Source organism: Gammaproteobacteria bacterium (assembly GCA_028819075.1).
Taxonomy (GTDB): Bacteria; Gemmatimonadota; Gemmatimonadetes; order Longimicrobiales; family Gaopeijiaceae; genus BD2-11.
The window spans coordinates 147,433-165,236 of sequence record JAPPMM010000017.1 but is presented as its reverse complement, the minus strand read 5'-3'; the positions used below and the strand labels follow the sequence as shown (position 1 = coordinate 165,236).

Here is a 17,804-nt window from a genome sequence, read left to right as displayed (position 1 = left end):
AAGCACCAACGCCCGTTCCCATGGTGAAGGATCGCGAAAGAAGGCGGGCGCGTCCATGAACGAATGACTCATCCTGCCCGGTAAAAGTCCCGAATCGCCCGCGCAACCCCTGCTGCACGTTCTCTCCCCAGCTCCGGGAACACGGGAAGGCTGACCACTTCCCGGCACGCAGCCTCGGCCACCGGAAGATCGCCGGGGCGATAGCCGAGTTCCGCGAAGCAGCGCTGCAGGTGAAGCGGTCGCGGATAGTAAAGCCCTGTCTCCAGTCCTCTCTGGCGCAAGTGGCTCCGAAGCCGGTCCCTCTCACGCGCCCGAATGGTGTATTGATGGTAGGTGTGGAAGTTCCCGGACCGAACCCGGGGGCGGACGACGCCGGAGACCCCGGCCAGCATCTCGTCGTAGACCGCGGCGTTGGTCCTGCGGGCCTCCGTCCAGCCGGTCAGCCGGGGCAGCTTCGCGTGCAGCACCGCGGCCTGCAGGGAATCCAGCCGGCTGTTCACCCCGACCACGTCATGGCGCCCGCCGCTCATCCCTCCGTGCACGCGCAGCCGGCGAAGCCGCCGGGCCAACGCGCCGTCGTCGGTGACGACCATGCCGCCATCGCCGAATCCTCCCAGGTTCTTGGTGGGAAAGAAGCTGACGGTCCCCGCCGCTCCGGAAGCCCCTGCCAGGGCGATTTCGCCTCCGGGCGTCCGCTGCCGGGCGCCGAGCGCCTGGGCCGCGTCTTCGACCACCCGGGCACCCCGAGCGCGCGCGAGCTCGAGCAATTCGGCCATGGGCGCCATCTGCCCGAACAGATGCACGGGAAGGACGACCCGGGTGCGATCGCTCCAGCACGCGCGCACGGTGTCCGCATCCAGGTTGAAGGTCCCCGGTTCCACGTCGCAGAAGACCGGGCGGAGGCCTGCGTTCCATACCGCTCCGGCCGTCCCGAAGAAGGTAAAGGCGGGCACGATCACCTCGTCGGAACGACCGAGTCCGAGGGCGCGCAACACGAGCCAGATGGCGTCGGTGCCGTTGGCGCATCCGACGGCGTGACGCACCCCGACCCGCTCCGCCACGGCTTCCTCGAACGCCTCGACCGCGGGTCCCAGCACGAATCTCTGGCTTTCGACCACCTCGGTGAGCGCGCGATCGATCTCCGCCCGCATGGTGTCGTACTGTGCCCGCAGGTCGACCAGCGGAGTGCGTGTCAGCACGCCCACTCAAGATCTTCCGGCCATCCCGGAGGCCCGCTGCGCCGACCCTCCTCCCCCTCCATCGCCCCACGGCCGCTGTCGTCGCCGGCGGACACCCCGAAACGCAGCTGGTCGATCCATTGCTCGGCTCGGCGGGCGAGCGCCCGCGACGCCGACGGATCCTCCCGCGCCGCCCCTCCGAAGGCATCCACGGCCTCGGCGCAGCGGGCGAAGGACACCAGCAGTTCGCCCAGCTCGAAATAGGCCCGGGCGAGGTGGGTCCGGGGTTCGCCCCGAGCCACGGTTTCCTGAATCAGGGTCAGGGCTCCCTCGTGGTCGCCGTCATTCCGGAATTCCTGCGCGAGATCGTAGGAGCACTTGCCGATGTGCCAGCCGGCATCGCGCTGCTGCCGCGTCGGCACCATCTCCTCAAACCGCCGATAGAAGGCGAGGGCGGACTCGCAGGCCCCCACTTCCTCGTAGGCCAGGGCGGTCTCGTAGAGCACCTCCGGCACCGAGTCGCCCGAGAGGGCGCGCTGGAAAAAGACGAGCGCGCGCGCATGTTCCCCGTTGGCCGCATAGTGCGAAGCCAGAGGGAAGGCCAGACGGGCAAAGTTGACATCCGGATTGAGCTCCGCGGCGGCTTCGAGCGCGGACGCCAGAGCAAAGCGATCCGCCTGCTGCTGGGCGGTGCGCGCCAGGCGAACCAGGTCGGAGACCGCCTGGTCGACCAGGCCGGGCTCGGCCTCGATGGCGCGCCGGTAGGCCTGCCTGGCTTCGTCCACCCGCCCCAGGCGGGCGTAGGCATGCGCCACGCGCAGATGCGCGTCCCCGGAACCGGCTCCACGGCGCACGGCCAACCGGTATTCGGCGAGCGCTTCCTCGTAGTCGCCATGGGCCCAGGCCTGGTCACCGCGCAGGGTGGCGCCGTCCTCGGCGGCGCGCGTCACGCAGGCGGCTGCCGCGACCGCGATCAGGCAGCCCCCCCGCAACCACCCGGCGACCTTGTCTCTTCCGTGCTCGAACATGCGTCCCCTACCGGGATCGCGCCCCACAGGTTCCGGGATGGAGGCCTCGCCGCAGCGGCCGAGACGACTAGGCGAGGCCACCCTTCACGATCCACCCCACCCCGCGGCGGGACGCGGCCCGCGCGTTGGTGCCCGCCGTGGCGTTGCGGGCGTCCACCAGCACCCTCGACTTCGCGACTATTTCGCGCATGTCGAAGCAGGAGTGGTCGGTAAGGATCAACACCACATCGGCCTGACCCAGCAGGGAAGGCGTCAGCGCAACCGATTCCCGCAGCCCCGTGCGCTCGTCGTTGAGGAAGGGCACGTGCGGATCGTGGTAGACCACGCCGGCGCCCGCGGCCTCCAGCAGCTCGATGATGTAGAGCGCCGGAGATTCCCGCACGTCATCGATGTCCTTCTTGTACGCGACCCCCAGAATGGCCACGGTGGAACCCCTGACCGCCTTGCCTTCGTCGTTCAGGGCGTCGCGCACCTGGTCCACGACGAATCGAGGCATGCTTGCGTTGATCTCCGACGCCAGCTCGATGAAGCGGGTGCGGAAGTCGAGCGTGCGCATTTTCCAGGACAGGTAGTGGGGATCGACGGGAATGCAATGCCCCCCCAGGCCGGGACCCGGGACGAAACGCATGAACCCGAACGGCTTGGTGGCGGCCGCCTCGACCACCTCCCAGATGTCCACGCCCAGCCGGTCGGCGATGAGGGCGGTCTCGTTTACCAGCCCGATGTTCACTGCCCGGAAGGTGTTCTCCAGGATCTTGCTGAGTTCGGCCACTTCGGCGCTGGACACCGGCACCATGCGGTCGATGAAGCGGCCGTAGCACGCCGCGCCGGCTGCCGTGCACCGGGTCGTCACGCCTCCGATCACCTTGGGCGTGTTGCGTGTCGTCCAGACCTGGTTCCCCGGATCGGTTCGCTCCGGCGAAAAACAGAGGAAGAAGTCCTCCCCCACCACCAATCCGCTCTTCGCCAGCTCTGCGAGAACCACTTCGCGGGTGGTGCCGGGATAGGTGGTCGATTCCAGCACCACCAACTGGCCGCGGCGCAGACCCGCGGAAACGGCGGAGGCGGCCGCCAGGATGAAGGAGATGTCCGGGTCACGGGTCTTCGACAGCGGAGTCGGGACGCTGATGGCGATGACATCGCACTCCGGGAGGCGCGACATGTCGGCGGTCGCGCAGAGCACGCCCGCCCGCACAAATGCAGCGAGGCGGCTTGAGGAAACATCCCCGATATGGCTCGCGCCCGCGTTGACCCCGTCCACGACGGCCTCGTCGATGTCGAACCCGATGACGCGCATCCCGGCTTCGGCGACGATGGTGGCAAGGGGAAGTCCAACGTAGCCGAGCCCGACTACCCCCATGGTGAGATTGCCGGAACGGAAGTGCTCCAGCATCGGTTCCTGCGCTTGCTCGTTCATGCGCCGGATCCGGAGTCCCGGACCGGACCGGGAGGGCGCTCGGTGCGCGGGAACCCGGTCAGGCTTTCCCGCTCGGCTGGAACCGCGGCGCCTTCCTGACCCTCCCGGCGGAAATGCAGCGGGTGCACACGCGGGCCCTTCGGCGCCGCCCGCTGTCGTCGAGGACGCGAACGGACTGGAGGTTCGGAAGCCATCGGCGCCGGGTCTTGTTGTGGGCGTGGCTCACGTTGTTGCCGGTCGCGGGCCCCTTGCCGCACAGTTCACACACTTTCGCCATCTGCTCGCCTGATCCGTTGACCGCCGTAGCGGAATCTCTCGTTTCCTGTGGTCGCAAAACCGTCGTCGCGGGCGCGACCAGGGCTACTGGGACCCGCCTCCCGGCGGAGCAGCCTCCTCCGCCTCCCCGGCACCCGGTTCGAAATGGACCAATTCCAGGAACACGTCCGCGAATTCGGCCTCCAGGCGGCCCGTTGGGGTGTTCTCGAACGCCCCCTGGCTCTCCCATGCATCCAGCGTGCTGTCGCTCATGATGTGCAGCGTACCCACCACGAAGCTGGCGGTCTCACCGGAGGAAACCGTCATCGGCACGGAGTCGCCGGTCAACTCGGGCCCCATCTTCATAAAGAAGTTGTCCTCGTTGGGCAGCTGGGTCCAGAAGGCCTGGTCGCCGACGCGGCTGACCACCTCGATATCCGGAACCCGTAGCAGCGCTCCCTCGAACTGCAGCGCGTTCGTCTCCAGCGACGACGCCGTGATCGGGATGGCGTCGGCAAACGGATCCTCCTCCGGGGCAGTCACCACAGCGCTGGTCGTCCCGACCGCCGTCACGTTGAGCCAGTAGAGAAACCCCGCGATGCCCAGGAAGGCCACGATCATGAGTGGAAGTGCCGCTTTTTCGGCCGCGCCCCGGCGTGATCCGAGATCGAGCATGGTCCGGTGCCCCTGCGTTTGAGGTTAGTCTCGTTCCACGAGTTCGATGAGAGCCATCTCGGCCGCGTCGCCCCTGCGGTGGCGCAGCTTGAGGATGCGCGTGTACCCGCCCGGACGGCGGGCAAACCCGGGAGCGATCTCGTCGAACAGCTTTCCCTGAACATCTCGGTCGGAGATCTTTCGCGCAACGAGCCTGCGGGCGTGGAGGTCGCCCCGCTTGGCCAGCGTGATCAGGCGTTCCGCGTAGGGACGGAGTTCCTTCGCCTTCGCGGTCGTGGTCTCGATTCTTCCGTGCCGGAAAAGCGCGGTTGCCATGTTGCGCAGAAGCGCCCGCCGGTGGCTGGCGGTGCGAGAGAGGCTGCGTCCGGTTTTGCGATGGCGCATGAGTCGTCGAGGTTCAGCTGGCAATGCCCGGCGGCAGATGACGGATGCCGGCAGGCCGTGGACGGTCGGCAGCCCGTGGACGGCTAGTCATCGGACGGTTCCCCGCCACCCGAGGCGGCTTCTTCCTGGGCCAGGAACCACTCTCCGTCCGGGCCCGTCGTCAGCGACATTCCGAGTTCGATGGAGTGTTCGTCGAGAAAAGCGAGGAGTTCTTCCATCGACTTCTGGCCGAAGTTGTCGATGTTGAGGATCTGCTTCTCGGTGCGCCGCACGAGGTCTCCGAGGGTGCGGAGGTTCTCCTTCTGCAGCGAGTTGCGCGATCGCACCGAGATTTCCGTCACTTCCTCGATGGGGCGCGCAAGTTGCATCCGGATGCGCGCGGGCAACGGGACCGTCCCGGGCGCGGGCGGCTCGGGAGCCCCATTGACACTGAAGTTCAGCATGTACTCGAGATACCTGCGCACCAGCCCCGCGGCGTTGGCCATCGCCTGCTCGGGGCGAACGGACCCGTCGGTCTCCACTCTGAACGACAGCCGGTCGAAGTCCGTGCGCTCGCCGACCCGGGTTTCCTCGACCGTGAAGTTGGCACGCCGCACCGGATTGTAGATCGCATCGATCGGCACCAGGTCGACGGGAGATCCCTCCGGGCGCGGGTGCTGGTCGGAGAGCACGAAACCACGGCCCTTGTTGACGTACAGCTCCATGCTCAGGCTGCGGTCGCCCTCGAGCGTCAGGATGTGCTGGTCCGGATCGAGTATCTCAACGGCAGCCGGCGCGTTGATGTCGGCCGCCGAAACCGGTCCCGCGGCATCCACATGAACGGTGAGCTTGGCTTCGTCCACATCCTCGTCGAGGGTGAGCACCAGCGCCTTGAGGTTCTGAATGACCTGATGCACGTCCTCCACCACACCCTGGATGGTCTGGTGCTCGTGCACGACGCCTTCTATGCGGAATGCCCAGATGGCCGCACCCCGCAACGACGAAACCAGAGCCCGCCGAACGGAATTCCCCAGCGTGTAGCCATAGCCGCGCTCCAGCGGCTGAATGACGAACTCGGCGGTCTTTCCGTTGTCGCTGAAGCCCGTCACTTCGACGTGCTCGGGAAGTACGAGCCCGGTCAGATCGATCTCCACGCGCTCCTCCGTGGCAGGTTCGACAGCATCACTTCGAGTAAAGCTCCACGATCAACTGCTCCTGAACGGCCATCGGCACGTCCTGGCGGGTTGGGAGCCGCAGCACCCGCCCGACCCGCGTCTTGTCGTCGACCGCCAGCCATTCGGCTGTGTCGGGACGGACGCGCGACTCGAGGCTGGCCTGAACCGGGAGCAGGTCCCGCGACCTGGCCTTGATCGCGATATCGTCCCCGCCTTCCACCGCATAGCTGGGTACGTCCACGATGCGGCCGTTCACTTCCACGTGGCGGTGACGGACCAGCTGACGCGCCTGGCTGCGACTCGCTGCGAAACCGAGCCGGAAGACGACGTTGTCCAGGCGTCGCTCGAGGGCCACCAGCAGGTTCTCCCCGGTCACGCCCGACTGGTGTGCCGCCCTGTTGAACAGGTTGCGGAACTGCTTTTCGTGCAGCCCGTAGATTCGCTTGGTCTTCTGCTTTTCGCGCAACTGGAGCGCGTAGTCGGACCGTTTCCGGCGACGGGCCTGTGAGGGACCGTGCTGGCCGGGCGGATAGGCCCTGCGCTCGATCGGACACTTCTCCGTGTAGCATTTCAGGCCCTTCAGGAAGAGCTTCTGCCCCTCCCGACGGCAAAGCTTGCAAACAGGTCCGGTGTACCGCGCCATCCGTTTCTCTTCCTATACCCGGCGCTTCTTGGGTGGCCGGCAGCCGTTGTGCGGCAGCGGGGTGACGTCCTCGATGGCCATGATGTGCAGCCCTGCCGCATAGAGTGCCTGTATGGCCGACTCGCGGCCCGAGCCCGGACCCTGGACGCGCACGCTGACGCGCCGGACTCCGAGGCTCACGGCCTCCCGGCCGGCCTGCTCGGCAGCGACCGTTGCGGCGAAGGGAGTCGACTTCTTGGAGCCCTTGAACCCCGCCTTGCCGGCACTCGACCAGACGACCGTATTGCCCGCCGAATCGGTGATGGTGATGATCGTGTTGTTGAAGGTCGCCTTGATGTGTGCCACACCCTCGGCTTCCACGACCTTCTTCGTACGCCGAACCCGTGCCGGCTTTTTTCCCTTTGCCACGCGCGTTCTTCCTCGGCCCTACTTCCTCGGCGCCTTCTTCTTGCCGGCGATGGCCCGGCGGCGGCCTTTGTGGGTGCGGGCGTTCGTGTGAGTTCTCTGCCCTCTAACGGGCAGTCCCCGGCGATGGCGCAATCCCCGGTAGCAGCCGATGTCCATCAGCCGCTTGATGTTCATCGACACCTCGGTTCTGAGCGCGCCCTCGACCTTCAGCTCGGTCTCGATCTGCCTGCGCAGCCGGCTGACATCCTCGTCGCTGAGGTTGAAGGTGCGCTTGTCGGGATCCACGCCGGTCGCGTCCAGAATCTCCCTGGCGCGGGTGGGTCCGACCCCGTAGATGTAGGTGAGCGCGACTGCGACGCGCTTGTTTCGCGGAAGATCGACACCTGCGATTCGTGCCACGGCTCGTGTTCCGAAACTCGGGAGATCCCTAACCCTGCCGCTGCTTGTGGCGGGGGTTGCGTGCGCAGATGACGCGGACGACGCCACGCCTGCGGATCACCTTGCAGTGCTCGCAGATGGCCTTCACGCTGCTCCGCACTTTCATTTCGGCTGCTCCTCGGCGACGGGGTGGTCTGCTTCACTGCACAGAAATTGAAAGATAACCGAAAGCCCGTTGGGGCTCAATGGCGATGCCGTCATGTGGAGGCGGGCACCGGGTGTGGCGAAGCGGTCAGCACGCGTGCCCGCCTTCCGGTGACGGCTACGGTGTGCTCGAAATGGGCGGAGGGGGAACCATCTCTCGTCACCACGGTCCATCCGTCGTCGAGGGTGCGGATGGACCCGGCCCCGGCCGTGAGCATGGGCTCGATCGCCAGGACCATTCCGTCGAGCAGTCGCGGACCCTGTCCGGGACGTCCGAAGTTGGGCACCTGAGGCGCTTCGTGCACCTCCCGCCCCACACCATGGCCCACCAGGTCGCGGACGACGGCAAATCCGGTCCCGCGAACGGTGCCTTCCACAGCCGCGCCGATGTCACCGACATGGTTGCCCGGCACGGCTGCCGCGATGGCCCGGGCCAGCGCCTCCCTCGTGATCTCCAGCAACCGGCGCGTCGCCGCGTCCACGTCCCCCACCGTGAATGTGCTCGCCGAATCGGAGCACCACCCGTTGAGCCTGACCCCTACATCCACCGAAACGATGTCGCCGTCCTGCAGGACGCGGCGCGGGCTGGGAATCCCGTGCACGACCTCCGCATTGGTCGACGTGCACACGGCGCCCGGGAAACCGTACAGCCCCTTGAACGCCGGAACCGCCCCGTCGTGGGAGCGGATGAAATCCTCGCACAGGCGGTCGAGTTCGCCCGTCGTTACACCGGGACGCACGACATCTTCCAGAACGCCGAGGAGTTCGCCGATGATGGCTCCACCCCGGGCGATTTCGGCGATCTCGGGTTCGCTCTTCAGTCGAATCACTTGGTTCCGTTGCACCTCGGTTCAGTCTCACCCGCCGGCATGCGCCGCAACGCCGCCCGAACCGACCGGTACGTCTCTTCGATGCCCTGCGTGCCGTCCAGGCGCGCCACCGGCGGCGCCCCTTCCTCGTAGTACGCGATGATTGGTTCCGTCTGCGCCTCGTAGACCCGGAGACGGCGCAGGATCGTCTGTGGACGATCGTCCTCCCGATGGATCAGCGGCTCTCCGGTCTCGTCGCAGACACCGTCTACCCGCGGAGGATCGTCGTGAATGTTGTAGACCCGCCCGTTCGGGCTGATGCGGCGCCCACCGATTCTGCGCAGCACGACCTGCTCCGGCACATCCAGGACGACGACGCGCTCCACGGCCCGTCCCGTGCGCGCGAGGGCGTCGTCCAGCGCCCGCGCCTGGGGCAGCGTGCGGGGAAAGCCGTCGAAGAGAATCGGCGCGTCCGCGGGATACCCCCCGAGAGTGTCCTCCACCAGCGCGACGATGACCTCGTCCGGAACCAGCTCGCCGGCATCCATGTAGCGCCGGGCCGCCTCACCCAGTTCGGTGCCCGCCTGGCGCGCGGCGCGCAGCAGATCTCCGGTGGCGATCTTGCGAAAGCCCACATCGCGGATGAGTTTCGCGCTCTGCGTGCCCTTGCCGGCACCGGGGGGACCGAGGAAAACGGCGATCATGATGCTTGCGACAGAACTCCGGCTGCGGTCACGCGAGCCGCATCAGACGTAGCGCCCCCGGCCCCGCATTTTGACCCTCCCCTTCTTCATGAAGCCGTCGTAGTGGCGAAGAAGCAGGTGTTGCTGGGCCTGCTGGACGGTGTCCAGCCCCACCCCGACCACGATCAGCAGGCTGGTGCCCCCGAAGAAGAAGGTCTGGATGTTGAACCAGTCGAAGATCCAGAAGGGCAGCAGCGCGATGATGGCAAGGTAGATCGAGCCCGGAAGAGTGATGCGGGTCAGGATTCTGTCGATGTACTCGGCGGTGCGCGCGCCCGGCTTGACCCCGGGGATGAAGGCCCCCTGCTTCTTCAGGTTCTCCGCCAGATCCACGGGATTGAAGATGATGGCGGTGTAGAAGTAGGTGAAGAAGAGGATCAGGAGCGAGTAGCTCCCGTAGTAGAGCCAGCTCCCCGGCTGGAAGAGGTCCGAGATCTCGCGCAGAAAGCCGGCGCTCGAGAAGGCCGCGAGCGTGCCCGGCACGATGATGAACGACTGTGCGAAGATGATCGGCATGACGCCGGCCGAGTTCACGCGCAGCGGCACGAAGCTCTTCTGGCCTTCGCGGATGCGCCCGCGCCCCATCACCTTGCGTGGTATCTGAACCGGGATCTTGCGGGACGCCATGGTCATCGCCACCACACCCGCGGTCACCCCCACGACCACGGCACCCAGCGCCGCGAGGCCGACCACGCTGATCTCTCCGACCACGAACGACTCCCAGGTCCGGCCGATCGCCGCCGGGAATCCCTCGATGATGGAGAAGAAGATCAGCAGCGACATGCCGTTGCCGATGCCGTGTTCGGTAATCTGCTCTCCCAGCCACATGACGAAGACGGCGCCGACGGTGAGCGCAACGACGGTGGTGAACATGAACAGCAGGCCGGGGGTGCGCACGGCGCCGGGAATGCTGGACAGGAACACCGCGTAGCCGTAGGCCTGGATGATGGACAGCACGACCGTCGTGTAGCGCGTCCACTGGGTGAGCTTCTTGCGCCCCTGTTCCCCCTCCTTCTGCAGCTTCTCGATCGTGGGAACCACCGCGGAAAGCAGCTGGAACATGATTGAGGCGGAGATATAGGGCATGATGCCGAGCGCCAGGATGGTGGCCCGGCTGAGACCGCCCCCCACGAACATGTCGTAGATCCCGAACAGCGTGTTGCTCAGCTGCCCGAACTGCTGGCGCAGGATGTTCACGTCGAGGCCGGGCACGGTGATGTGCGCCCCCAGCCTGTAGACGAGAAGGATGAACAGCGTGAAGAGGATCTTCTGCTTGAGTTCCGGGACCCGGAACAGATTGGGAATCGGGTTCGCCATCTCCTACCCCGTATAGCGGATTGACGTCAGCGCGAGCCGGACACGGTCACCGTGCCCCCGGCGGCTTCGATCTTGCGGCGCGCGGACGCGCTGAACGCGTGCGCTTCGACATGCATCGCGCGCTCCGCTTCACCCGTTCCGAGCACTTTCACCGGCTTCCGGCCCCCGCCGGCCACCCCGGCCCGGACGAGCGCCTCGAGGGTGATCCGGTCGGTGTCGAGGCGGTTCAGGTCGCCGACGTTGATGACGGCATACTCGACGCGTCCGCGGTTCGTGAACCCCCGCTTGGGAATGCGCCGCTGCAGGGGCATCTGCCCGCCCTCGAACCAGGCGGGAACCGTGCCGCCGCTCCTGGACTTCTGACCGTTGTGTCCCCTGCCGGCCGTCTTGCCCAGCCCGGAGCCGGGTCCGCGCCCGACACGCTTGCGCGCCTTGCGTGATCCCGGTACGGGGCTCAGCCGGTGAAGTTCTGACATCGGTGCGATCTCCGTCGTTCAGGTGACTTCGGTGACTTCAACCAGGTGGCTGACCTGGCGGATCATGCCCCTGATGGCCGGCGTGTCATTGTGGACAACCGACTGCTGGTGCCTGCGGATCCCCAGGGCGCGCAATGTCCGCCGGTGTGTGCTCAGCCTCCCGATGCCGCTGCGCACCTGCTTGATCCGGATCTTCCCGGGCGTGTCGGACACGGGCCTATCCTCCCAGTTCTTCGACGCTGATGCCGCGCTCACGCGCGACCTGCTCGGGCGTGGCCAGCCGCGTGAGGCCGTTCAGCGTCGCCTTGACCACGTTGATGGGGTTGTTCGAACCGAGACTCTTGGTCAGGACGTCGGTGACCCCCGCAGCCTCCAGCACCGCCCGGACCGGACCACCGGCGATCACCCCGGTGCCTGGCGCAGCGGGACGAAGTAGCACGCGGCCCGCGCCCCACTGGCCGATGATTTCATGAGGCAGGGTGCCTTGAACGATCGACACCTTCTGCATGTTCCGCCGTGCCCGCTCGAACGCCTTGCGGATGGCCTCCGCAACGTCGCTCGCCTTGGCCAGCGCGACGCCCATGTTGCCCTTCTGGTCGCCCACCGAGACCAGCGCGGTGAACGAGAAGCGGCGTCCGCCCTTCACCACCTTGGCGACCCGGTTGATGTGGATGACGTTCTCGACAAGTTCGCTCTCACGCGAACGGTCTCCGTCGCGACCTCTACCCCTGTTTCTGGCCATCAGAAGTTCAGCCCTCCCTCGCGCGCGCCGTCGGCAAAGGCCTTCACCCTGCCGTGATACTGGTAGCCGCCACGGTCGAATACCACCGTGCTGATGCCCTCCGAACGAGCTCGGTCGGCCAGCATCCTGCCCGCCGCCCGCGCCCGCTCGACTCCCGGGTTGCGAGACTCGGTCTCGAGCTCGCGGAGAGCCGCGGAGCGGGTGGAGACCCCGACCAGGGTGCGTCCAAGGTCGTCGTCCACCAGCTGTCCCTCCATGTGCTTCAGAGAACGGAACACCACGAGCCGCGGGCGTTCGGCGGACCCGTTCACGCGCTTGCGGACCCTGCGATGGCGCCGGATGCGCTGCAGGCGCCGGCTCCTTCTCAACTTCGAACTCTTTGCGGTCACGGTTTCCTCGCTCTGCGGGGCGACTACGATGCGGCGGTCTTGCCGACCTTGCGTCGGATCTGCTCGCCCTGGTAGCGCACGCCCTTGCCCTTGTACGGCTCCGGGGGCCGGAACGACCGGATTTCCGCCGCTACCTGCCCCACCTTCTGCTTGTCGATCCCATGCACCACCACGATGTCCTGACGGGGACACTCGAGCGTGATGCCTTCGGGCTCCGGGTAGTCGATGGTGTGGGAGAATCCCAGGCTCAGGACCAGTTCCCTGCCCTTCTTCTGCGCCCGGTATCCCACCCCCACGATCTCCAGCGTCTTGCTGTACCCGGTCGTCACCCCGTGCACCATGTTGGCGATGAGGGCGCGCGTCAGACCATGAAGCGACCGGTGCGTGCGACCGTCGGACGGCCTCCGCACCACTACTTCGCCTTCCCCCACATGGACGGTCATCGCGGGATGCACGTCGAGGGTCAGTTCGCCCCTGGGCCCCTTTACCTTCAGGACGGGCTCGCTGTAGTCCACGGTCACGCCGCCCGGAATGGCGACCGGCAGTTTACCTATGCGCGACATACGTTTACGTCGTGGTTAATGGAATCCTGGCTACCACACGATCGCCAGCACTTCGCCGCCTACCCCTTCCTTGCGCGCCGTGCGGTCGGAGAGCACACCCCGGGATGTCGACAGAATCGCCATCCCCAGACCGTTCCTCACCCTGGGGATATCCTCCCGTCCGACGTAGCGCCGCCTTCCGGGCGACGAGAAGCGCTCGATATGCCGGATGATCGGGCGACCCTCGTCGCGATACTTCAGGTAGACGCGCAGAACCCCGTGGGCTCCGTCGTCGAGCACCTTGTAGCCGAAGACGAAATGGTTTTCGCCGAGCAGCCGGGCAATCTCGATCTTCATCCGGGAGACGGGCATGTCCGCCCAGCGGTGGCCCGCCTGCCCGGCGTTGCGCAGCCGGGTCAGCATGTCGGCAATCGGGTCCGTCATCATGTCGAGTCTCGTCCCTCCGTTCTTCCCTGGGTTGCGGGGGCGTCAGGCGGCGCCGTTCTGGCCGATGATGACCGGCAGCGAGCCCCGGAACGGAAACCCCAGCTCGCGCAGCAGAGCCAGCGCCTCGTCGTCCTTGCTGGTGCTCGTAACCACGGTGATGTCCATGCCGTGGATGCGGTCGATCCTGTCGTAGTCGATCTCGGGGAAGATGATCTGCTCGCGAACCCCGAGGCTGTAGTTTCCGCGCCCGTCGAACGATTTCGTGGACAGCCCGCGAAAGTCGCGGATGCGCGGTATGGTGGCGCTCACCAGGCGATCGAGAAACTCGTACATGCGGCGCCGGCGCAGCGTGACCCGGCATCCGACCGGCATGCCCGTCCTCAACGAGAAGTTGGAGATGGACTTGCGCGCCCGGGTGATGACCGGCTTCTGTCCGGAGATCACCGTCAATTCCTCGACCACGCTGTCGAGGAACTTCTGATTCCTGCTCGCTTCGCCGACGCCGACGTTGAGGACGGCCTTCACCGGGCGCGGAATCTGGTTGACGTTGGTGAAGCCGAATTCCTCCTGGAGTTTCGGCTGAACGTTCTCCAGATAGTGCCGGTGAAGCCGGGGGTGCGTCTCCGTCATCTTGCAAATCCGTCCGTTGTCGTCATCCGTCACCTCGGCGCCGGGATGGGGTTGCCGGTCTTCACGGCGATGCGCTCCTTCACGCCCCCTTCCTCGAGACGCATGCGAATGCGGCTGGCCTCTCCGCTGGCCGGATCGATCAACATCACGTTGGAAATGTGGATCGGAGCCTCGAAGGTGATGATCCCCCCCTCCGGATTGGCCGCCGTGGGCCGCTGGTGGCGCTTGCGCATGTTCACGCCCTCGATCACCACCTGATCACGGTCGCGAATCACCCGAAGGACGGTTCCCTGCTCGTCCCGGTGGTTGCCGCGAATCACGCGCACGCGGTCACCCTTCGCAATCCGGTGTTTGGGCCTGTTCCGGCGCGCGCCCGTCTGCGCCAGCATCAGAGCACCTCCGGAGCCAGCGAAACGATCTTCATGTAGCGCTTCTCCCTGAGTTCCCGCCCGACCGGTCCGAAGATGCGCGTGCCCTTCGGCTCGCCGTTGGTGTCGATGAGCACCGCCGCGTTGTCGTCGAAGCGGATATAGGAGCCGTCGCGCCTGCGCACTTCCTTGGCGGTGCGCACCACGACAGCCCGCACGATATCGCCCTTGCGCACGCCGGCGTTGGGGATGGCATCCTTGACCGTGAGCACCACCAGGTCGCCCACGCTGGCGTAGCGGCGGCGCGAGCCCCCCAGGACACGGATGCACAGCGCCTTCTTGGCGCCCGTGTTGTCCGTGATCCGAACCATCGATTCCTGTTGAATCATCGCCGGCCTATCCTTCCGCGCGGTCGACCAGTTCGGCGACCCTCCACCGCTTGGTGCGGGAGAGGGGCCGCGTCTCGACGATGCGCACGGTGTCTCCCATGCGATACTGGTTGGTTTCGTCGTGGGCGTGATACCTGCGGGTGCGCTTGACCTGCTTTCCGTAGAGCGGATGGGCGAACTGGCGCGCGACAAGGACGGTGACCGTCTTGTCCGCCACGTCCGACACCACCACCCCCGTTCGCGTCTTTCGCCGGTTGCGTGCGCCGCTCGCGGCATCCGGTGTCGCCGTCATGAGGCGTTCTCCTCGGTCATGGCCAGAGCCGCCGCGAGTTCGCGTTCGCGCTGCACGGTGCGGACTCGGGCGATATCCCTGCGCAGGTGCGAGAGCAGCCGTGGATTCTCGAGTTCCATGGTCGCGGCCCGGAACTTGAGGCGGAACCGTTCCTCCCTCAGTTCGTCCAGCCGCTCCCGGATCTGCCGGTCGGTCATATCGCGGATTTCTTCGATGTCCATGCCCGGTTTCCCTCAGGTTCCCAACTGCCGTTCGCGCGCGACGAAACGGGTCTTGATGGGGAGCTTGTCGGATGCGAGCTGCATCGCCCGGCGCGCGACCTCCTCACCGACACCCTCCATCTCGAACATCATCCGCCCCGGTTTCACCACCGCCACCCAGCCTTCCGGGTTGCCCTTTCCCTTGCCCATCCGGGTCTCGGCGGGCTTGGAGGTGACCGGCTTGTCCGGGAAGATTCGGATCCAGACCTTTCCACCCCTCTTGATGTGCCGGGTCATGGCCACGCGCGCCGACTCGATCTGGCGATTGCTGATCCACGCGGACTCCACCGCCTGGAGCCCGTAGTCGCCGAAACTCACCCGGTTTCCGCGACGGGAAATCCCGCGCATCTTGCCCTTGTGCTTCTTGCGGTACTTGATCCGCTTCGGTGCCAGCATCTCCTATCGTCCTTGCGGGGCCCGCCGCAGTGGGGGCCGGGTTCCGTTCGCCTGCACCGTCACGATCCCGTCGAGTACGTCCGGCCCCGCCGGTCGTCCACCACTTCACCCTTGAAGATCCAGCACTTCACGCCCACGGTACCGTAGGTGGTGTCCGCCCTCACGCTCGCGTAGTCGATGTTCGCCCGCAGGGTGTGCAGGGGCACGCGACCCTCGTGATAGGCTTCGGTGCGGGCGATTTCCGCGCCCCCCAGGCGGCCGCCGCACTGGATCTTGATGCCCTCCGCGCCCGCGCGGCGCGCCGATTGAACCGCGCGCTTCATGGCCCGCCGGAAGGAAATCCGCTGCCGCAACTGGTGCTTGACGTTCTCTGCCACCAGCCGCGCGTCGAGTTCGGGCTGCTTGATCTCCTCCACGTTGACCGAGACCTCCGACTTGGTCAGCACGCCCAGTTCGTCGCGCAGCTTGTCGACCTCCGCGCCCCGCTTGCCGATCACGACGCCCGGTCGGGCCGTGTGCACGGTCATCACGATCTTGGAGGGTTTGCGGTCGATCTCGACCCGGGAGATGGCGGCGTGCGCCAGACGGCGGTCGAGGTACCGCCGTATGGTCTCGTCCTCCTGGAGCAGCTGGGGGAACTCCTTCTCCGCGTACCAGCGGGACTGCCAGTCCTTGACGATGCCGAGCCGGAACCCGTGGGGGTGTGTCTTCTGTCCCATCGCCCCTATTCCTCGCTTTCCACGACGATCGTGATGTGACTCGAGCGCCTGCGGATCGGAGCCGCCCTTCCCATGGCCGCCGCCCGCCAGCGCTTCGTGGTCCGCCCGCCATCAACAAATGCCCGCGCGATCACGAGCTCGTCCACGTCGAGCACTTCCCCTTCCTCCTCTGCCCTGTATTCGGCGTTCGCGACCGCGGAACGGAGCGTCTTGCCGACCGGCACCGACGCGGCCTTCTTCGAGAACCGCAGGATTGCGTAGGCCTGATTGACGGGGAGACCCCGGATCTGATCCACGACCAGCCTTACCTTGCGGGGACTCATTCCGATGTACCTGGCAACCGCCTTTGCTTGCATCCGGGTTCTCGTGCAGGGGGTGACCTGATCGGGCCTCTATCGAGCCTTGGAGCGCCGGTCGGCGAGTTTGCCCCCGTGCCCGCGAAAGAGCCGCGTGGGAGCGAATTCGCCGAGTTTGTGGCCAACCATGTTCTCGGTGATGTAGACCGGGATGAACTTGTTGCCGTTGTGCACCGCAACCGTATGGCCCACGAAGTCCGGCGAGATGGTCGAGGCGCGCGCCCAGGTCTTGATCACCCTTTTTTCCGCGCGCGCGTTCATCAGCTCCACCTTGCGCAGGAGCTTCTCGTCGATGTAGGGGCCTTTCCTTACGCTGCGTGGCATGGCGGTTTCCTGGTTGGCTTCTCGTCTCGCAATCGTCTATGACCGGGTGGCCTTGCCGCGTTTGCGTCCCCGGACGATCAGTCGGTTGGATTCCTTTCTGGGATTGCGGGTCTTCTTCCCCTCCGGCTTGCCCCAGGGGGTAACCGGAGGACGGCCCCCGGAGGCCTTGCCCTCGCCTCCGCCGAGCGGGTGGTCCACCGGGTTCATGGCGACGCCCCGCACCTTGGGACGGCGCCCGCGCCACCGGGCCGCCCCGGCCTTGCCCAGCGATTTCAGTTCATGATCGGTGTTGCCGACCTGGCCGACGGTGGCCATGCACTCCATGCGCACCCGCCGGACTTCCGTGGAGGGCAGACGGAGCGTCACGTAGTCGCCTTCCTTGGCCATGATCTGCACGCCCGCGCCCGCCGAGCGGGCCATCTGGCCGCCCTTCCCGGGCTTCAGCTCCACGTTGTGAACGATCGTGCCCAGCGGAATGCGGCCGATCGGGAGGGCGTTGCCCGGCTTGATGTCGGCATCGCCACCCGCCACCACTTCATCTCCGACCGCAAGGCCGCGCACATGCAGGATGTAGCGTTTCTCGCCATCCGCGTAGTGGATGAGGGCGATGTTCGCGGAGCGGTTGGGATCGTACTCGATCTCGGCGACGCGGCCCGCCACCCCGATCTTGTTGCGCCTGAAGTCGATGCGCCGATACCGGCGCTTGTGGCCGCCGCCCCTGCGCCGCACCGTGATGCGGCCATGGTGGTTGCGTCCACCCTTGGAGTGCAGAGGCTCCGTCAGCGATTTCTCCGGTCCCTTGCGCGTGGTCACCGTGTCCTTCACGATCGACCGGAAACGGGAGCCGGGTGTAACGGGTCTGAACTTCTTGATCGCCATGG

General features: G+C 66.5%; 30 protein-coding genes. All 30 read right to left on the bottom strand.

Features of this window, described 5'->3' with window-relative positions; all coding sequences use genetic code 11:
- Window positions 1-68 precede the first annotated feature (68 nt).
- The 30 genes from OXU32_03635 to rplB all read right to left on the bottom strand — a co-directional run bounded on the left by OXU32_03635 (window position 69) and on the right by rplB (window position 17,802).
- Window positions 69-1,199, bottom strand: a complete 1,131-nt coding sequence (locus OXU32_03635; protein ID MDE0073059.1) for a DegT/DnrJ/EryC1/StrS family aminotransferase — start codon at window positions 1,197-1,199, stop codon at window positions 69-71.
- On the bottom strand, window positions 1,193-2,206 hold the full coding sequence (locus tag OXU32_03630) for a tetratricopeptide repeat protein (GenBank protein ID MDE0073058.1): 1,014 nt from the start codon (window positions 2,204-2,206) through the stop codon (window positions 1,193-1,195). The genes OXU32_03635 and OXU32_03630 overlap by 7 nt, the downstream gene beginning before the upstream one ends.
- Before the next feature lie 67 nt (window positions 2,207-2,273).
- A complete protein-coding gene (locus OXU32_03625; protein ID MDE0073057.1) occupies window positions 2,274-3,623 on the bottom strand; it encodes a nucleotide sugar dehydrogenase in 1,350 nt (449 codons plus the stop codon).
- A 58-nt stretch (window positions 3,624-3,681) separates the two neighbouring features.
- Window positions 3,682-3,900: a 50S ribosomal protein L28 gene (rpmB, locus tag OXU32_03620; protein ID MDE0073056.1), complete on the bottom strand. Its 219-nt coding sequence runs from the start codon at window positions 3,898-3,900 to the stop codon at window positions 3,682-3,684.
- A gap of 83 nt (window positions 3,901-3,983) precedes the next feature.
- A complete protein-coding gene (locus OXU32_03615; protein ID MDE0073055.1) occupies window positions 3,984-4,553 on the bottom strand; it encodes a hypothetical protein in 570 nt (189 codons plus the stop codon).
- Between the two features lie 24 nt (window positions 4,554-4,577).
- Window positions 4,578-4,937, bottom strand: a complete 360-nt coding sequence (gene rplQ / locus OXU32_03610; protein ID MDE0073054.1) for a 50S ribosomal protein L17 — start codon at window positions 4,935-4,937, stop codon at window positions 4,578-4,580.
- A gap of 83 nt (window positions 4,938-5,020) precedes the next feature.
- A complete protein-coding gene (locus OXU32_03605) occupies window positions 5,021-6,070 on the bottom strand; it encodes a DNA-directed RNA polymerase subunit alpha (GenBank protein ID MDE0073053.1) in 1,050 nt (349 codons plus the stop codon).
- A gap of 28 nt (window positions 6,071-6,098) precedes the next feature.
- Complete coding sequence (gene rpsD / locus OXU32_03600; GenBank protein MDE0073052.1) at window positions 6,099-6,734, bottom strand: 30S ribosomal protein S4; 636 nt, start codon at window positions 6,732-6,734, stop codon at window positions 6,099-6,101.
- A 12-nt stretch (window positions 6,735-6,746) separates the two neighbouring features.
- Complete coding sequence (rpsK, locus tag OXU32_03595; GenBank protein MDE0073051.1) at window positions 6,747-7,142, bottom strand: 30S ribosomal protein S11; 396 nt, start codon at window positions 7,140-7,142, stop codon at window positions 6,747-6,749.
- An 18-nt stretch (window positions 7,143-7,160) separates the two neighbouring features.
- Window positions 7,161-7,541 carry a 30S ribosomal protein S13 gene (rpsM, locus tag OXU32_03590; protein ID MDE0073050.1) on the bottom strand — a complete coding sequence of 127 codons (381 nt, stop codon included), beginning with the start codon at window positions 7,539-7,541 and terminating at the stop codon, window positions 7,161-7,163.
- 28 nt (window positions 7,542-7,569) lie between these two features.
- The gene (rpmJ, locus tag OXU32_03585) at window positions 7,570-7,686 is read right to left on the bottom strand and encodes a 50S ribosomal protein L36 (GenBank protein MDE0073049.1); all 117 of its coding nucleotides are present in this window, start codon (window positions 7,684-7,686) and stop codon (window positions 7,570-7,572) included.
- 91 nt (window positions 7,687-7,777) lie between these two features.
- A complete protein-coding gene (gene map, locus OXU32_03580; protein ID MDE0073048.1) occupies window positions 7,778-8,554 on the bottom strand; it encodes a type I methionyl aminopeptidase in 777 nt (258 codons plus the stop codon).
- Entirely contained in the window at window positions 8,551-9,237 is a 687-nt protein-coding gene (locus tag OXU32_03575; GenBank protein ID MDE0073047.1) for an adenylate kinase, read from the bottom strand. Before OXU32_03575 ends, map begins: the two co-directional genes overlap by 4 nt.
- A gap of 42 nt (window positions 9,238-9,279) precedes the next feature.
- On the bottom strand, window positions 9,280-10,593 hold the full coding sequence (gene secY / locus OXU32_03570; protein ID MDE0073046.1) for a preprotein translocase subunit SecY: 1,314 nt from the start codon (window positions 10,591-10,593) through the stop codon (window positions 9,280-9,282).
- A 26-nt stretch (window positions 10,594-10,619) separates the two neighbouring features.
- Window positions 10,620-11,069 (bottom strand): 50S ribosomal protein L15, encoded by a 450-nt coding sequence (rplO, locus tag OXU32_03565; GenBank protein ID MDE0073045.1) that lies wholly within the window; start codon window positions 11,067-11,069, stop codon window positions 10,620-10,622.
- Between the two features lie 18 nt (window positions 11,070-11,087).
- On the bottom strand, window positions 11,088-11,282 hold the full coding sequence (gene rpmD / locus OXU32_03560; GenBank protein MDE0073044.1) for a 50S ribosomal protein L30: 195 nt from the start codon (window positions 11,280-11,282) through the stop codon (window positions 11,088-11,090).
- A 4-nt stretch (window positions 11,283-11,286) separates the two neighbouring features.
- Window positions 11,287-11,811: a 30S ribosomal protein S5 gene (gene rpsE, locus OXU32_03555; GenBank protein MDE0073043.1), complete on the bottom strand. Its 525-nt coding sequence runs from the start codon at window positions 11,809-11,811 to the stop codon at window positions 11,287-11,289.
- Window positions 11,811-12,179 (bottom strand): 50S ribosomal protein L18, encoded by a 369-nt coding sequence (rplR, locus tag OXU32_03550; GenBank protein ID MDE0073042.1) that lies wholly within the window; start codon window positions 12,177-12,179, stop codon window positions 11,811-11,813. The genes rpsE and rplR overlap by 1 nt, the downstream gene beginning before the upstream one ends.
- 44 nt (window positions 12,180-12,223) lie before the next feature.
- Window positions 12,224-12,763: a 50S ribosomal protein L6 gene (rplF, locus tag OXU32_03545; protein MDE0073041.1), complete on the bottom strand. Its 540-nt coding sequence runs from the start codon at window positions 12,761-12,763 to the stop codon at window positions 12,224-12,226.
- Between the two features lie 30 nt (window positions 12,764-12,793).
- Window positions 12,794-13,189, bottom strand: a complete 396-nt coding sequence (gene rpsH, locus OXU32_03540) for a 30S ribosomal protein S8 (protein MDE0073040.1) — start codon at window positions 13,187-13,189, stop codon at window positions 12,794-12,796.
- A gap of 42 nt (window positions 13,190-13,231) precedes the next feature.
- Entirely contained in the window at window positions 13,232-13,819 is a 588-nt protein-coding gene (rplE, locus tag OXU32_03535) for a 50S ribosomal protein L5 (GenBank protein MDE0073039.1), read from the bottom strand.
- Between the two features lie 29 nt (window positions 13,820-13,848).
- On the bottom strand, window positions 13,849-14,208 hold the full coding sequence (rplX, locus tag OXU32_03530; GenBank protein MDE0073038.1) for a 50S ribosomal protein L24: 360 nt from the start codon (window positions 14,206-14,208) through the stop codon (window positions 13,849-13,851).
- Window positions 14,208-14,576 carry a 50S ribosomal protein L14 gene (gene rplN, locus OXU32_03525; protein ID MDE0073037.1) on the bottom strand — a complete coding sequence of 123 codons (369 nt, stop codon included), beginning with the start codon at window positions 14,574-14,576 and terminating at the stop codon, window positions 14,208-14,210. Before rplN ends, rplX begins: the two co-directional genes overlap by 1 nt.
- A 7-nt stretch (window positions 14,577-14,583) precedes the next feature.
- Entirely contained in the window at window positions 14,584-14,868 is a 285-nt protein-coding gene (gene rpsQ, locus OXU32_03520; protein MDE0073036.1) for a 30S ribosomal protein S17, read from the bottom strand.
- The gene (rpmC, locus tag OXU32_03515) at window positions 14,865-15,089 is read right to left on the bottom strand and encodes a 50S ribosomal protein L29 (GenBank protein MDE0073035.1); all 225 of its coding nucleotides are present in this window, start codon (window positions 15,087-15,089) and stop codon (window positions 14,865-14,867) included. The genes rpsQ and rpmC overlap by 4 nt, the downstream gene beginning before the upstream one ends.
- Before the next feature lie 12 nt (window positions 15,090-15,101).
- The gene (gene rplP / locus OXU32_03510; protein ID MDE0073034.1) at window positions 15,102-15,524 is read right to left on the bottom strand and encodes a 50S ribosomal protein L16; all 423 of its coding nucleotides are present in this window, start codon (window positions 15,522-15,524) and stop codon (window positions 15,102-15,104) included.
- Between the two features lie 59 nt (window positions 15,525-15,583).
- Complete coding sequence (rpsC, locus tag OXU32_03505; GenBank protein MDE0073033.1) at window positions 15,584-16,243, bottom strand: 30S ribosomal protein S3; 660 nt, start codon at window positions 16,241-16,243, stop codon at window positions 15,584-15,586.
- Between the two features lie 5 nt (window positions 16,244-16,248).
- Entirely contained in the window at window positions 16,249-16,599 is a 351-nt protein-coding gene (gene rplV / locus OXU32_03500; GenBank protein ID MDE0073032.1) for a 50S ribosomal protein L22, read from the bottom strand.
- 36 nt (window positions 16,600-16,635) lie between these two features.
- Entirely contained in the window at window positions 16,636-16,923 is a 288-nt protein-coding gene (gene rpsS, locus OXU32_03495) for a 30S ribosomal protein S19 (GenBank protein MDE0073031.1), read from the bottom strand.
- Window positions 16,924-16,959: 36 nt separating this feature from the next.
- Window positions 16,960-17,802 (bottom strand): 50S ribosomal protein L2, encoded by an 843-nt coding sequence (gene rplB, locus OXU32_03490; GenBank protein ID MDE0073030.1) that lies wholly within the window; start codon window positions 17,800-17,802, stop codon window positions 16,960-16,962.
- Between the last annotated feature and the right edge of the window lie 2 nt (window positions 17,803-17,804).

Excerpts from the sequence above, each read along its gene's own strand:
- OXU32_03630 (MDE0073058.1), bottom strand. The coding sequence starts at position 2,206 with ATGTTCGAGCACGGAAGAGACAAGGTCGCCGGGTGGTTGCGGGGGGGC.
- OXU32_03625 (MDE0073057.1), bottom strand. The coding sequence starts at position 3,623 with ATGAACGAGCAAGCGCAGGAACCGATGCTGGAGCACTTCCGTTCCGGC.
- rpmB (MDE0073056.1), bottom strand. The coding sequence starts at position 3,900 with ATGGCGAAAGTGTGTGAACTGTGCGGCAAGGGGCCCGCGACCGGCAAC.
- OXU32_03615 (MDE0073055.1), bottom strand. The coding sequence starts at position 4,553 with ATGCTCGATCTCGGATCACGCCGGGGCGCGGCCGAAAAAGCGGCACTT.
- rplQ (MDE0073054.1), bottom strand. The coding sequence starts at position 4,937 with ATGCGCCATCGCAAAACCGGACGCAGCCTCTCTCGCACCGCCAGCCAC.
- rpsD (MDE0073052.1), bottom strand. The coding sequence starts at position 6,734 with ATGGCGCGGTACACCGGACCTGTTTGCAAGCTTTGCCGTCGGGAGGGG.
- rpmJ (MDE0073049.1), bottom strand. The coding sequence starts at position 7,686 with ATGAAAGTGCGGAGCAGCGTGAAGGCCATCTGCGAGCACTGCAAGGTG.
- OXU32_03575 (MDE0073047.1), bottom strand. The coding sequence starts at position 9,237 with ATGATCGCCGTTTTCCTCGGTCCCCCCGGTGCCGGCAAGGGCACGCAG.
- secY (MDE0073046.1), bottom strand. The coding sequence starts at position 10,593 with ATGGCGAACCCGATTCCCAATCTGTTCCGGGTCCCGGAACTCAAGCAG.
- rplO (MDE0073045.1), bottom strand. The coding sequence starts at position 11,069 with ATGTCAGAACTTCACCGGCTGAGCCCCGTACCGGGATCACGCAAGGCG.
- rpsE (MDE0073043.1), bottom strand. The coding sequence starts at position 11,811 with ATGGCCAGAAACAGGGGTAGAGGTCGCGACGGAGACCGTTCGCGTGAG.
- rplF (MDE0073041.1), bottom strand. The coding sequence starts at position 12,763 with ATGTCGCGCATAGGTAAACTGCCGGTCGCCATTCCGGGCGGCGTGACC.
- rpsH (MDE0073040.1), bottom strand. The coding sequence starts at position 13,189 with ATGATGACGGACCCGATTGCCGACATGCTGACCCGGCTGCGCAACGCC.
- rplE (MDE0073039.1), bottom strand. The coding sequence starts at position 13,819 with ATGACGGAGACGCACCCCCGGCTTCACCGGCACTATCTGGAGAACGTT.
- rplX (MDE0073038.1), bottom strand. The coding sequence starts at position 14,208 with ATGCTGGCGCAGACGGGCGCGCGCCGGAACAGGCCCAAACACCGGATT.
- rplN (MDE0073037.1), bottom strand. The coding sequence starts at position 14,576 with ATGATTCAACAGGAATCGATGGTTCGGATCACGGACAACACGGGCGCC.
- rpsQ (MDE0073036.1), bottom strand. The coding sequence starts at position 14,868 with ATGACGGCGACACCGGATGCCGCGAGCGGCGCACGCAACCGGCGAAAG.
- rpmC (MDE0073035.1), bottom strand. The coding sequence starts at position 15,089 with ATGGACATCGAAGAAATCCGCGATATGACCGACCGGCAGATCCGGGAG.
- rplP (MDE0073034.1), bottom strand. The coding sequence starts at position 15,524 with ATGCTGGCACCGAAGCGGATCAAGTACCGCAAGAAGCACAAGGGCAAG.
- rpsC (MDE0073033.1), bottom strand. The coding sequence starts at position 16,243 with ATGGGACAGAAGACACACCCCCACGGGTTCCGGCTCGGCATCGTCAAG.
- rplV (MDE0073032.1), bottom strand. The coding sequence starts at position 16,599 with ATGCAAGCAAAGGCGGTTGCCAGGTACATCGGAATGAGTCCCCGCAAG.
- rpsS (MDE0073031.1), bottom strand. The coding sequence starts at position 16,923 with ATGCCACGCAGCGTAAGGAAAGGCCCCTACATCGACGAGAAGCTCCTG.
- rplB (MDE0073030.1), bottom strand. The coding sequence starts at position 17,802 with ATGGCGATCAAGAAGTTCAGACCCGTTACACCCGGCTCCCGTTTCCGG.